Source organism: Exiguobacterium antarcticum DSM 14480 (assembly GCF_000685865.1).
In the GTDB taxonomy this organism is placed as follows: domain Bacteria; phylum Bacillota; class Bacilli; order Exiguobacteriales; family Exiguobacteriaceae; genus Exiguobacterium_A; species Exiguobacterium_A antarcticum.
The window spans coordinates 1,104,255-1,117,953 of record NZ_JMKS01000003.1 but is presented as its reverse complement, the minus strand read 5'-3'; the positions used below and the strand labels follow the sequence as shown (position 1 = coordinate 1,117,953).

Genomic DNA, 13,699 nt, shown 5'->3' with positions numbered 1-13,699 from the left:
AACGTGGATTTTCTTGAACTAATTAAATCCATAAAAAGTATAAAAATAGGTGGTGGATTTATTGACAATTATGAATTCAAAAGGATACGTTTTACGTGCAAATTACAATAGTTCATAAAAGGGGGAATCACCATGTTTGTTGGGTTTAACTTGCAGGGGTTGGACGATAAAATTCTTTCGGTCTATAAGGGCGCAGGAGAAGCGAATTTTAATATTCAAAAGAAGCAAGTCCAAAAGAAATTGGATTGTTTTGTACTAGATGACGGGAGTCTGGACGGATCGGCGTTACAAGATGATTGGTTTCCAGAGATAAAAGCAGATATATTTCTTTCTCACTCCCATGGGGATCGAAAGCTCATCATGGCATTTGCGGCCATGTTAGAGGATAAATTCGGACTGACTTCTTTTATCGACTCGTGTGTTTGGGGATATGCCGATGAACTTCTGAAAAAAATTGATGATAAGTACTGTAAAAATGAAACAGGTGATACGTACAATTACAATCAGAGGAATTTTTCGACCAGCCATGTGCATATGATGCTATCATCTGCATTGACAAAAATGATGGATAAAGCTGAGTGCCTTATCTTCGTTAATACACCAAACTCTATCACAACTCGTGATGCTGTCGAGGACAAAACGAAATCGCCATGGATCTATAATGAGATTGTGATATCGCAAATGTTACGGAAGAAGAAACTAGTGCGATCTGAGGAGATAAAGAAGTCTCGGGAGTTTGAAGCCTCTCGTAATAAATTGAACATCGTTTATGATGCAGACCTCGACCACCTGACACCGCTATCCACGGATGACCTTCTGGATTGGGAAAAAAAGTACAGTGAAAACCGGATACTGTTTGCGTTCCGTAATCAACCAAATCATTATCCACTCGATAGCTTATACGAGATTAAGGATTTGCTAAAATTTAAGACTTATCATAAATAACTATCACAGGAGATGAATGCAAATGGAAGAGAAAATGAAGCATCTTGAAATGATTCAAAACGTCATAACACGCATGGCATCGAATTCGTTCTTACTGAAAGGATGGACAGTGACGCTTGTAGTTGGATTATTGGCTTTTGCTAACGTCAAGGATATGAACATCGATTTTATGCTCCTGCCTCTGGTATCAGCTCTATTCTTTTGGGTTCTGGACGCATTTTATCTTCATGAGGAACGAAAATATGTCAAAATGTACGAACGAGTGGCCAGACTCAACAATGAAGAAATTAATTTTTCGTTAAATGCCCGCCAATATGAAACGGAAACTGAGGGCATAAAGTCGGTATTTTTATCGAAGACTTTGGCTTTGTTCTACTCGCCGATTTTAATCCTTGTCATAGTGGCAATTATCGCTTATCAATAAGAGAAATGGTAGACAGAGCAATTTTTTCACTGGACTATTCAATTGTGTCATTTAGTCGAGGTGCAGTGTCCTGTTTAACAAAAAAACGCAGTGGTTAGATGAGCATCTCGAATTTGGCGTTTGATCTGTACAATTCAAATGCATCAACAGTCAAAAGAAAGACGGAGCCGGACTTTAATCCGGTTCCGTCTTTTTTTACTCCAATCCGTTCTTTTCAATGATCGCATCCGACAGACGCAAATCTTTTCGTACTTGTTTCGTTTGCGACTGGCACATCTTACGGTCGACCTGTTTTTTCGTCGAGACGTCATAACAGATACCGTTGCCGGCTTTTTCCGTCAGGTTCGCTTCGTAATAGTAGTCCTTGTAACGGAACGAACCGTCGCGGAAAGCGGTCAGATTCGGTTCGTCATCAAGCAGGGAGTTGCCCATCATATACGGGGACTCGAGATTGAGTAAATCGACGATCGTCGGGGCGATATCGATTTGTCCGCCGTTCTCCTGAATGACTTGTCCCGTATCTTGATTTGGTTTTTTGATGAACAACGGGACTTGGCGGTCGAGTGCAAAGGATTCCACGGCACTATCGACACCGAGTTCCCGTTGCATCTCACTGCCTTCGTTCGTCAAGCCGCTATCATGATCCCCGTAAAAGATGACGAGTGTCTCGTCCCACATATCTTTTGCCTTCAACTCCTTGACCATCTGTCCGACGGCTTCGTCGACATAATGGACGGTCTGGTAATAACGTTTCAACATGGGATCCTCGTAACCGGACAGATCAAGCTCCCGTTTGTCTTTTGGAATCTCATACGGGGTGTGACTTGTCAGGGCGACGAGGAACGAGAAGTACGGTTCCTTGAGTGTTTCCATATGCTCGATCGATGTCGTCAAAAACTGTTTATCGTTTAACGCCATCCCGATTTCTTGTTGATCGGGATAATCCTTTTGGCTGAAGAAGTGATCAAAGCCCAGATTCTGATACACTTGATCCCGATTCCAGAATCCTTTTTCATAGGCGTGCATGGCAGCGGTATCGTATCCGTTGTCGCGCAACAATTCAGGCAACGCTCCGAATTCATTATCGGGGAACCGGGTGTAGACCGAACCCGATTTCAACGGATAGAGAGACGTGTTCGTGATGAATTCCGCGTCCGAAGTCCGCCCTTCATGGGTCTGATGATAAAACGACGGGAAGTACAGCGATTCTTGTTTCAACTTATTCAGGTTCGGTGTCAACGTTTGACCGTTCACGGTTTGGTCGATGACCGATTCTTGGAACGATTCCAGTTGGACGAGAATGATGTTCGGTTTTTTCGTGACGCCGTTTGCGGCTGAAGTCGAGTTGTCCTCGATTCGTTGACGCTCAGACGCGGTCAAGGCTTCGTCCGGAGCGATTGCCTTTTGGATTCCGCGGAGCAGATCGAGTCCATGGTACCCCCAGAAACCGAGCTGATAATAGTCCCGCATGTCAGAGACTGACTGGCTGAGCCGTTGGTCTTCTTTGACGACGCTGTAGGTGACTGGCGCAGCAAACAGGATCACACCCGTGAGGAAGACAAGACCTGCTGTCTTTTGGCGTTTGCTTTTCGTGACGGCAAACGTCTTGTTACGCGTAAAGAAAAGAATCGCTAAGAAGATCAGACTGTCCGCAAACAACAGGAAGTCGGTCGGCACGATCAAAGCGGCGAAACCGCTGCTGACATCACCCATCTGCAACATCTGCGACATCAACGAGACTGACAGGAAATCTTCGAAGTAGCGGTAGTACCACAGATCGGAAATCAAGAGAAAACTGTGGGCGATTAAAAGACCGAGCCAAATCCAACGGCGTTTTTTCCACTGGATCAACAGTGTCCAACTCGACAGCACGAACATCCCGCCGAGGTTCATCAAAAAGAGGTCAACCGGAAAAGCGGTGTTGGTATAAAAGCTGAACAGCACGAATTTTAACGTGCCTAACAATAAGTAGAGGGCGTAACCAAATACGATCATAATATTCTCCTAACGTTCGTCATTGTTGTGAAGTAGTCTATACCCTCAACTAAATGAGAACGAACGTTTGAATCGGTTAGGATGTGTTTGTCATTGACCTGATGTATCAAAAAACATCTGAACAGTTAAAATAAATGGAATAAAATAGAATTAATCACTGCATTTTGAAAGGATGTTCTACATAGATGAACTGGAAACATTGGATGGGGAGTGCCGCACTGGTCTGCGGAACCTGGTTGACGCTGACGACACTGACTGAAGCTGCCCCGTATGACATCAAAAAGAATGATCAGGCGATCATCGGATTTTATGATTTGGAAACGAAACAAACGACGCCGTATCCAAGTGGTGTATCGCCGTATATGTTCCTTCGGGCGAACTCTGCTGACAAGACGTTGTTCTTATTCCAAGACTATTACAATGAAAACATTAAGCCATATTACTTCATGAACGCCAAAACCGGGACATCAGAACAGATGGATATCCCGAAAGATCTGGAGTATTTACGGGTTCTCGATCAAGATCATCTCGTGGCACGGTCAGGCTGGGATACGTTTCATGTACTGGAGCGACAGGGAGACCAATTCGTCATCCGTGATACGTTGAAGGATGAACGCAATCCGTCCGTTCAGTGGGTTGGTCCAAACCGCTTTTCCTTGATACGGGAAGGTGTCGCGGACTGGTATGATGTGCAGGCAGATGGAACGTTTACGAAAGTTCGGTCCATCGATGTAATTGAATTTTATCCGCTGACAGGGGACTGGATGCTTGATGTCAGCAAGACAGCCGTGATCCGGAATGTGGAAACCAGTCAGACGTATGCCTTACCGAATAAACGGACGGATCAATTTGTCCATGGAGCCTATGAGACGGCAGACGGTTTGTATATGCAACTAACGGAAGAAGATGAGACGAAAGACGATAACCGTTCGTCTTCCCTGTATTATCTGGACAAGCAAACAGGACAAGTCAAGACACTGGTCGACTATTCCGATGAGTTAGCACAAGAAGTCCTGACCGACGGACGTGCCATTTACCGGGCGAACGGACAAACGACGCTACTCGACTTTAAAGAGTACTTACGCCAACCGATCGCGATTGATGATCGGACGAAAGCGGATACCGTGTTTCTGGAGAAGACGCCGTTGACGCCGGATATTCAGCTGACAAGAATCGACGGGACGACGGAGCCGCTTGCGCTTCAGAATGTTACGTTTACGGGAGACGTTGACCAGGAGAACGGTGTCCGGATTCCGACAAGTCAAAAGCGGATTTATAATACGGAGTATACCGTCGCTTATACGACAGAAACAGGTGTCGTACTGAAAGATACGACGCGTTATCAACACAAACGATACCTGACGGCAACACTCAATCAACTGAAAGAAGTCAAAGAAGGTCTCTATACGTACCGGATTGATCTTGGGCAGGCCGATGTGCCAGTCAGTGTCTTCCGCAAGGACGGAACACGCATCAACGGTGTGGTATCGGATGAGAAAGGGATGCTGACCCTTCCACTTGGCACGACGGGACTGCTCGGGCAACCAATCTCGTTTACAATCGGTGGCGGCAATGTATTTGATAAGGAAATGACGGTACAACGGACGGTCGTCGGATACGAAGTACCGCGTGTGACCCAATCGACAAATACGAATTTCAAAACCTTCACGTACCGTTTGGAGAGTAAAACTGACGGCGGAACGTATACCGTCTACTACGGAAAGAAAAAAATCACAGCCGTGCCGGCAATCAAGAAAACAGAAATAACGATTCCCTATACAGATCAACTGGCGGAGTACCGGATTGTCCGCTCCGGCAGTTACGTCTCGAAATCACTTTCTTTAAAAGACAGCGTGATGTTATTTAGTACATTAAATAACCCGTTAAATGACGAACAGAAGACGATTGACGGTGCACTCGATTGGGGCGCTTCCTACGGAAAACTCTACATCGACGGCAAATACACAGCGTATATCGACCGGAAGAAAACACGGATGTTCGCCATCCCGACGAAACCGTTAAAAGTCGGTCAAGTCGTCAAGCTGGTGACGCGGAAAGGAACGCAACTGCAAGTTTCCGAGCAACGGGTCGTCGCTGCTAGTAATCCGACACTAAAGTCGTACACGACGGCGTTAAGTCCGGCAAGCACGGCATGGAAAGTCAAAGCGACCAAGGGCAAGACGATTGTCGTGACGATCAACAAGAAGCGGTATACGAAAATCGCAACCGGAAAAACACAGACGATGACGTTCCCGAAACAAAAACGGGGAACACGTGTGACGGTCCATGCGGAATCCATCAAACTACGTAAGAGCAAGACGTTTACGTTAACCGTGAAATGAGCTATATGCAAACACGACCCTTCGTTGTCAGAAGAGTCGTGTTTGTCGTGGCCGATGATAAAAGAAACGCAAAAGTAATTACTATTATGATGGATTTTATTAGTATTTTACTTTAGGATGAATTGGTGTGTGTTTAATGTTGGAGGAATTTTTTTCAATTCCATTCGTCTCGTCGTGAGAAAAATAGTATAGGAGCTAACGTAAAATGAATCAACTGAATCAAAAAGAAGCACCGCCTCAAAAACTCATCAACACCAAAAGTCAGTTTCGACCGGAAATCGAAGGGTTACGTGTCGTCGCCGCGTTACTCGTCGCGGTTTATCATATCTGGTTCAATCGTGTCTCAGGCGGCGTCGATGTCTTCTTCGTCATCTCCGGTTTCCTGATTACGACATCGATCATCTCGACAATCAACCGGACCGGTGAGTTTCGTTTCTTACCGTACGTCACGAAGTTGATCAAACGGTTACTGCCGTCGGTCTTGTTCATTTTGTCCGTCGTGCTTGTTTTAAGCTCATTTTTATTACCGCAGTCGATTTTAGAGAAGACGATTCGTGAAGTCGTTGCCTCGATGTTCTTCTACCAAAACTGGCAACTGGCGATTTCGAGTACGGATTACTTGGATGCGAGTCAAATGAAGTCGCCGGTCGAACATTTCTGGGCACTGTCGATTCAAGGTCAGTTCTATATGATTTGGTTTGTTCTGTTCTCATTCATCTTATGGATGGTCAAGAAGTATACGATCAAAAACGTCAAACCGATGATCAACACGATTTTAGGAGTGTTGTTCGTTACGTCGTTAAGCTATTCGATCTATTTAACAGAAGTGAATCAGCCGTGGGCCTATTTCATCACGATGACGCGTGTTTGGGAATTTGCCTTAGGTAGCCTGCTCTGCATCAACTTGTCGTCGATTTATATTCCGAAATGGATGGCGACTTTGATGGGCTGGCTCGGATTAATCGGTCTTGTCCTGACCGGTATTCTCTTTAACGTCTCTCAAATGTTCCCGGGCTACATCGCCCTGTGGCCGATGACGTGTGCGTTGTTTATCGTCTTGTCAGGAACACGCGAGACGACGTTCGGCATCAAACGTTTCTTAGGTTCGAAACCGATGGTCAAGCTCGGTGGAATCGCGTTCGGGATTTATCTCTGGCACTGGGTCCTGCTCGAGTTTTACCGCTACAACGTCCAGCAAACACCAGGTTTCTGGATGGGTACGTTGATCATCCTGTCGTCGATTCTGTTGTCTTACCTGATGACGGAATACATCGAAAAACCGATCCGCAGTGCGAAAGTCGACCGGTCGGCCTTCAAGAAGCTCGGTCTCATGATGAGCATCAATGTCTTGTTGATCGGGTCACTCTTCGGACTGAAATATTTCGAAGAACAGGAATTAAAGAACGGGGTCAGCGCAAGCGATTATCCGGGAGCAATGGCTGTCAAGAATCCGGACAAAATGCCGGAGCACGATCCGTTCCCGTCCTATGCGAACGTTTTTGACGACTTGCCGCTCGTCCATGTCGACGGCAGCAACCAAGGATTGAGTAAAAGTGATGTTAAAGTCGGTGAGTACGGTGAAACGAAAGACTATATCGCAACGATTGCTCTCGTTGGCAGCTCGCATTCGGAGCAATGGTTCGGAGCGATTCACGAAGCCGCAAAAGGTGAGAAATATCGTATCCTAAACATCACCCGTTCCGGGACACGCTTCTCGACCGGCTATGATGATAATGTCTTAAAAGGCATCTGGAATCAAAACGTCCTCGACTATTTGAAGGATGCCGATATTGATCTCATCATCTCGCACGTCACGGCGGCGGATGCGACGAAAGATAAGATTCACCAACAGATGGTCGATCAAATGCAGTACGTCAAAGATGAGTACGGCATCGACGGCTTGGCTCTACGGGATAATCCCCGTTACAGCTTTAACGTCCTCGAGTCGCTCGAAACGACGAGCATCGAAGAAACGACGAAGAAGATGAATGCCGAAGTCAACCAGCGTGATGAAGCGTACTGGAAAAACTTCGAAAAAACGAACAAGTCGCTCTACAAACTCGACTTGACGGATTACTTCCGCGTCGACGGTGAATTCCGTCCGGTCATCGGAAATGTCGTCATCTACCGTGACGTCAGTCATATGACGAATACGTATGCCGAAAGCTTTGGACCGGTCTTCAAACAGAAACTGAATGAAGTCGTGACGGATATTCTTAAGAAAAAACAAGCCGATTAATTGTCAGACGAACTCTTCCCCTGTTTCAGGCGGAAGAGTTTTTTGATGGGGAAAACAGGAGTTTGGAATAATTTAGGGGATATGGAATAAGGAACGTTAAAGGGGTCATCATTCATTCGGACCAAGGAAGTGTCTATACGTCATATGCCTTTCAAGATTTCGTCCAGAAGAACCATCTAACAAGCAGCATGTCTCGTAGAGGAAACTGTTGGGACAACGCAGTCATCGAATCGTTCCACTCAAATTTGAAGTCCGAGGAGTTCCAGTACGTCAAATTCAATTCGCTAAGAGACCACGAGGTCTATGAACGAGTTATGAATTACTTAAATTACTATAACGAAGAACGAATCCAAGAAAAATTAGGCTACCTGACACCTAAAAAATACGGTGTACTGGCAGCCTAATCAAGGTGTTTTATATGTGTCTCATATTGCTAGGTCAGTCTAAACAGCGCGGTTTTTTGGTCATCAAAAGATTTTATTTTGTGACTTTTGTTGTTTTGTATGTTGTACCATATTGGTTTGTAGAATAAATTTTAATCTGAGTGCCGGCTTTTTGTTTACTGATTTTAATATTAAATTGTCCCTTTGCATTCGCCTTTGTTTTATACGTCTTTTTACCGATCTTAGTTGTCACAGAAGCATTTTTTTCAGTTGCTCCACTGACAGTCGTTGAACTTGTTTTAACAGGCTTAACGGATAGCGTCGGCAGTAAATGGCTGGATTTGACTTGGAACTGATAGATTCCATTATAATAATTGTTATGAACACGTAGATAATAAGTTCCTTTATTCAGAGACCATGTCTGAATCAACCGTCCGGGTGTGTTGATTTTTCCCCAGACATCTTTGTAGAATATATTTTCATTCTTGGCGTTTATTAATTCAACGGTAGCATTTACATCAATATAGGACGAAAAATCCAATGTGACATTACTCTTTTTAGGAATCGTAATTTTGTAATAATCGTCCGTGTCATTCCATGAGAGCAATCCTGTTATTTTTTTATAAAATGCGAGATTTTTTGCTTCGATACTCCCGTTGTTTGGTTCTACCTCGTTATTATTTGCGGCTTTAAAGGTTGCATTCACCTCGTATATTCCGGTATAGCCAGGATAACCGCGATCAACGAAGAAATAGTAGTCTCCTTTTTCCAAGTAAATGGATTGATTCTCTTTTCCGGGAGTCAACTCGGTACTTCTTAAGTATTTATTCCAAATCTCTTCATTGTAAGCATCCACTAAGCTAAGATTTGCACCTTCTTTGACGTATGAAGAAGTATCTAGAGTCAGTCTTCCTCCGCGCGGTACACTGATCTTATAAACATCACGATCATCCTGTTCGGAAATAAAGCCGCGTGTTTTCTTTCCGAATGTCAGCAACTGGGCTTCACTTGTTCCATTGTTCGGCTCGATGTCGCTTGCGTTAGATTCTTTAAAAGTGGTTGTAATCACAAAACTTCCTGTACGGCCTGAATAGGAATCATCTTTAATGAATAAACGGTAATTGCGTGGTTCCAAATGATAATTCTTCACTTCCCGTGTCGCTGTTTTCCCATCGCTTTGCAGAGTCAAATCCATGATCTCGTTTTCCTGATCATCAATCAATTGAAAGTCTGCTTCTTCACTGAATGATTTCAGATCGAGTGTCAATTTCCCGGATTTCGACAAGGTAAATGCGTAAACCAGTTCTTGATGTGCTGTGAGTTTTCCGTTCGTGGTTCCATTCAACGGTAATTTACTTTCTGCGTTAACGGAATTCGACGGCAGGATTAACCCTATTACCAATAGACAAATTATTGTCATTATTTTCATCATGTATTGAATAGCTGGCTTCATGTTCATATCCTCCTTCGTTTTTCTATCGTGTTTAAGTATAACGAAAATGAGAATAAATATTTTTGACGTTTACATATAAAGGGAATCGTTTTTTGAGATAATTTGACTTTGAAGATAATTTTAATTTTTTCAACGTATAGTAATGATGTTTTTAGTAGTGATAATTCATGGTAGATTGCAATCAAAAAAACGCGTCAGTCCCATCAGGAACTGGCGCGGTTTTGCTTATAGCGGTGGTGGAGGATTCAGAGGCAACTCAACCGTAAACGTCGATCCTTGTCCTTCGATGGATTCAACATGAATCTCGCCGTCGTGGGCCCGGGCGATTTCACGACAGATCGAGAGACCAAGTCCTGTCCCGCCAATCTTACGGGTATCGGAATTATCAACCCGATAAAACTTCTGGAACAGTTCGCTCATCGCGGAAGCGGGAATCCCGATTCCATGATCGGTGATGGCGACTGTCATACGATCATGATGTTCTTCCAATCGAATCTCAATCGGACCTCCTGCCGGCGAATATTTAATGGCATTGTTGATCAGGTTTCCGAACATCTGCCGGATTTTCTTCGAGTCCCCCTGGAGGATCTGGACCGGGATATCTGAGGAAATCTGGATGTCATGATCGGACGAAGACAGGCTATGGAGTTGTCTCAAGTCCTGCATCATCGGAATCAAGTCAAAGGATTCGAACGTATATTTTTGGTGATTCGCCTCCATGCGTTGGAGGTCAAGGAAATCGTTGATCAAAAGTGATAATCGTTCCGTTTCCGAATGGACGGCTGCTAAATATTTCTTTTGCCGATTTGCTGGTAAATCACGCTGGATCATCAGTTCCGTGAATCCGTAAATCGAGGAAAGAGGTGTCCGCAATTCATGCGAAATCGTCGAGACGAGTTCATTTTTGATGCGATCGATTTCGACTTCATTTGTCACATCACGCAAGACAAGGAGAATGCCTCGGAATTTTCCGCCGTAGTGGATTTCTTCCGAATAGGTCTTGATGAACCGTGTTTCATGATCAATCGAAAACGTAATGCCTTCCCCTGTTTCCCGATGGACAAAGGTTTGACGTAAATAGCGTTCGAACTCAGGCAGTTGATCGACTTGATATTTTAAACTCGTAATGGAGTCGTCGACTTCAATCAACCAATCTGCTTTGGAGTCCGTTGCAGAAGGATGATTAAATAAATCGAGCAGAGGACGATTGATCAGTTGCATCGGTCCGTCCGGTTCGATATAGAGGATGGACTCCCGGATGGAGTTTAACAGACGAGCCGATTTTTCACGTTCCCGGCCAATCTCGTCAAACGTCCGCATCCGCAGTAATGATAACGCAAGCTGCCGCGCGAAGGCGGCCAATTCTTCCTGTTCTTGACGGTCAAACGGACGATGGAGACGCATCAGATAAATATACGCAATGATTTCATCCGTACTGGCGTCAAGCACGGGTGTGACGGCAAACGATCGTTCCGCAAATTGTGCGGTGTGCGGCACTCTGTCTTTTCGTGCTTTACGGATCACGGGTTCAATCGTAGAAATCAGTTCATCCTGTTCCTGTTCCGTCATTGCATGTGAAATGATATTCGTGACCGTCGTACCTTCTTTAAAGATCAACGACCCATTCGTCGAGTCGGTGATTTCGACCATTTTTTCGATGACGGCCGGGTAAGCCGTCACGGTATCACGGGATGCAAGTGTCTCGGTCAGTTGATTCCGGATTTTTAAATGTGCCTCGTTGCGTAACGTCAACTGCAGGGCTTGTTCCAGATTATCATTCGACGACATCAACCGGTGTTTGTTGTCGGTCAGGGCTGTTGCCATCTGATGGAATGATTTACTCAGTTCTCCGATTTCGTCTGTTCGACTAATCGGAATCAATGGAGCCGTATGTTGTCCTTGCGCTAATAATTTACTTTCCTTGCTAAGGAGTTGGATTTGACGTGTCGTTCGCTCGATGAACGGACGGATGATCAACAGGATGACGAAGAAAAGGACCAGGAGGTTGATGAGCCAAATCCATTCCGCATATTTCGTTTGTTTGACCAGCTTGTCCTTAGCCATCATTTCTTTTGCTTGCAGATCAGTCCGATAATTCGTAAACACACTCTCCATCGTATTGACGTTTTGGCGCATCGTCTCACTATCGGACGCATTCATCTTAAACTTTCGATTCGGATCGCGTTTCACTTGTGGCATCATCGAGGTCAGACTAGGCATTTGCAGGAATGCTTCGTCGACGGTCCCGTCTTGCTTGGCTTTGACATATTTGATCAAGCTTGGCATCACGAACGTCGTGTAGGACGTATAAAGTGCACGGACATCGGACGCATAGAGTTGATCGGCCCGGTAAGTACCATTTTGTTCGAACCACTTCGTTTCTTTTTCAAGAGCCGCCGTTTTTTCCTCAACGAGATCAAGCACGGCATCGTCACCAAAGACGATGTACCCACGCATCTCATATTGTAAGGACTGCCAGTTATCCCATAAGGTCGTAGCGCGTTCTTGTCGTTCGCTGATGGCATCTAAACTTTTTTTGGCATCCATTACTTGATGATTCGTATAAAAGTATGCTGCGATCGAAGAAACAGAAAGCGTAATCAGTATTAGGTAGAAAGCAGACATGATTTGTCGACTTATTTTTTGATTAAACCATTTTCTCATATAAATTATGGATACCCCTTTGCTTCAGCGTGCTCAATAATAGATGTAAGTACTATACCTATTTCTTACCGTAATCGTACATTTTTTAGACTTGACGAATTGTAATATTAAGTGCAACACCTGACGGAAAACACAAAAAGCCCATAACGGCCTCGTGTAGAATGGAGTTACCACACCACATTCAACGGAGGATTTGTTATGAGCTATATTCATCTTACCACATCAGAAAGAGTCAAAATAGAAACGTATCTCGATTTAGGTTTATCCGTCCGAAAGATTGCGGGACGCCTGGGGCGTCAACCTTCTACGATTTCACGAGAATTAAAACGAAACCCTTACTATGATGCTTCTTGTGCTGACCAGCGTTATGTTGAGCGCAAAAAGAAGTGCGGTGCACGGACGAAGTTCACGCTAGAAAAAGGAGTTCGTATCCTCGAAAAGTTACGCGAGACATGGTCGCCTGAACAGATTGCCGGACGTTTATTCCAAGAAGAAGGACTATCCTTCAAGACAATTTATCGCTGGATCTATACGGGCCTCGTCGAGACCAATTCTAGTTTTCTTCGCCAAAAGGGAAAGCGTCAGAAACCACGTGAGACGCGTGGACGCTTCAATGTCGGATTACCAATCAGTAAACGTCCAGCCGACGTCAAAGGGCGCCAAACGTTTGGACATTGGGAGCTGGATACTGTCGTCTCAGCCAGAGGGAAATCCAAGGCATGTGTCGCAACGTTCGTCGAGCGAAAGAGCCGTTTCTATCTCGCTGTGCCGATGGAGGATCGGTCCGCTGCCTCGATGGAGTCAGCGATTAAAGCATTGCATCTCTACTTCCCGTCGGGAACGTTTCAAACCGCGACGACAGATCGTGGAAAAGAGTTTAGCTGTCATGAACGAATTCGTGAAACGTTAGGCGTACCGATGTATTTTGCGGATCCGTATTCTTCTTGGCAACGTGGAAGTAACGAGAACGCCAATGGTCTTCTCCGTGAATTTTTCCCGAAGGGGACGGATTTCGGAAAGGTCAGTCGTTCTGAACTCGCTCAAGCGCTCGCCTGGATCAATGGGAGACCACGGAAATGTCTCAACTGGAAAACTGCATACGAGGTCTTCTCGGAAGAAGTGTTGCACTTAATTTGACAAACCGTCACTTAAAAATACAGCGTTATTAGAAAATTATCTTAAATACAAGAAATTCATACCAAAAATTGCTCCATGTGTTTCATGAATAAATGTCGTCAGAGTGTGAGTGGTAAG

The 13,699-nt window shown here is 44.7% G+C and carries 9 protein-coding genes; 6 read left to right on the top strand and 3 right to left on the bottom strand.

The window, feature by feature from the left end; genetic code table 11:
- Positions 1 to 132: 132 nt before the first annotated feature.
- Both P404_RS0106530 and P404_RS0106525 read left to right on the top strand, forming a co-directional pair.
- Positions 133 to 945 (top strand): hypothetical protein, encoded by an 813-nt coding sequence (locus P404_RS0106530; protein ID WP_026830329.1) that lies wholly within the window; start codon positions 133 to 135, stop codon positions 943 to 945.
- A 22-nt stretch (positions 946 to 967) separates the two neighbouring features.
- Positions 968 to 1,369, top strand: a complete 402-nt coding sequence (locus P404_RS0106525; RefSeq protein WP_026830328.1) for a hypothetical protein — start codon at positions 968 to 970, stop codon at positions 1,367 to 1,369.
- A 195-nt stretch (positions 1,370 to 1,564) separates the two neighbouring features.
- Here P404_RS0106525 and P404_RS0106520 read toward each other — a convergent pair whose 3' ends face one another.
- On the bottom strand, positions 1,565 to 3,364 hold the full coding sequence (locus P404_RS0106520; protein WP_026830327.1) for an LTA synthase family protein: 1,800 nt from the start codon (positions 3,362 to 3,364) through the stop codon (positions 1,565 to 1,567).
- A gap of 185 nt (positions 3,365 to 3,549) precedes the next feature.
- Between P404_RS0106520 and P404_RS0106515 the strand changes: the two genes are divergently transcribed.
- From P404_RS0106515 to P404_RS18200, 3 genes are all read left to right on the top strand, one after another.
- Complete coding sequence (locus P404_RS0106515) at positions 3,550 to 5,706, top strand: hypothetical protein (protein WP_026830326.1); 2,157 nt, start codon at positions 3,550 to 3,552, stop codon at positions 5,704 to 5,706.
- A 205-nt stretch (positions 5,707 to 5,911) separates the two neighbouring features.
- Entirely contained in the window at positions 5,912 to 7,945 is a 2,034-nt protein-coding gene (locus tag P404_RS0106510) for an acyltransferase family protein (protein WP_026830325.1), read from the top strand.
- Between the two features lie 188 nt (positions 7,946 to 8,133).
- On the top strand, positions 8,134 to 8,349 hold the full coding sequence (locus P404_RS18200; protein WP_160166516.1) for an integrase core domain-containing protein: 216 nt from the start codon (positions 8,134 to 8,136) through the stop codon (positions 8,347 to 8,349).
- A gap of 73 nt (positions 8,350 to 8,422) precedes the next feature.
- Here P404_RS18200 and P404_RS0106505 read toward each other — a convergent pair whose 3' ends face one another.
- Entirely contained in the window at positions 8,423 to 9,781 is a 1,359-nt protein-coding gene (locus tag P404_RS0106505) for an Ig-like domain-containing protein (RefSeq protein ID WP_026830324.1), read from the bottom strand.
- 225 nt (positions 9,782 to 10,006) lie between these two features.
- The gene (locus P404_RS0106500) at positions 10,007 to 12,328 is read right to left on the bottom strand and encodes an ATP-binding protein (protein WP_051590467.1); all 2,322 of its coding nucleotides are present in this window, start codon (positions 12,326 to 12,328) and stop codon (positions 10,007 to 10,009) included.
- A 315-nt stretch (positions 12,329 to 12,643) separates the two neighbouring features.
- Between P404_RS0106500 and P404_RS0106495 the strand changes: the two genes are divergently transcribed.
- Positions 12,644 to 13,582 carry an IS30 family transposase gene (locus P404_RS0106495; protein ID WP_026830089.1) on the top strand — a complete coding sequence of 313 codons (939 nt, stop codon included), beginning with the start codon at positions 12,644 to 12,646 and terminating at the stop codon, positions 13,580 to 13,582.
- Positions 13,583 to 13,699: the final 117 nt, after the last annotated feature.

Bases quoted from the DNA above. Each gene is read 5' to 3' on its own strand.
- P404_RS0106530 (WP_026830329.1), top strand. From the start codon at position 133: ATGTTTGTTGGGTTTAACTTGCAGGGGTTGGACGATAAAATTCTTTCG.
- P404_RS0106500 (WP_051590467.1), bottom strand. From the start codon at position 12,328: ATGGATGCCAAAAAAAGTTTAGATGCCATCAGCGAACGACAAGAACGC.
- P404_RS0106495 (WP_026830089.1), top strand. From the start codon at position 12,644: ATGAGCTATATTCATCTTACCACATCAGAAAGAGTCAAAATAGAAACG.
- P404_RS0106515 (WP_026830326.1), top strand. From the start codon at position 3,550: ATGAACTGGAAACATTGGATGGGGAGTGCCGCACTGGTCTGCGGAACC.
- P404_RS0106520 (WP_026830327.1), bottom strand. From the start codon at position 3,364: ATGATCGTATTTGGTTACGCCCTCTACTTATTGTTAGGCACGTTAAAA.
- P404_RS0106525 (WP_026830328.1), top strand. From the start codon at position 968: ATGGAAGAGAAAATGAAGCATCTTGAAATGATTCAAAACGTCATAACA.
- P404_RS0106510 (WP_026830325.1), top strand. From the start codon at position 5,912: ATGAATCAACTGAATCAAAAAGAAGCACCGCCTCAAAAACTCATCAAC.
- P404_RS18200 (WP_160166516.1), top strand. From the start codon at position 8,134: ATGTCTCGTAGAGGAAACTGTTGGGACAACGCAGTCATCGAATCGTTC.
- P404_RS0106505 (WP_026830324.1), bottom strand. From the start codon at position 9,781: ATGAAGCCAGCTATTCAATACATGATGAAAATAATGACAATAATTTGT.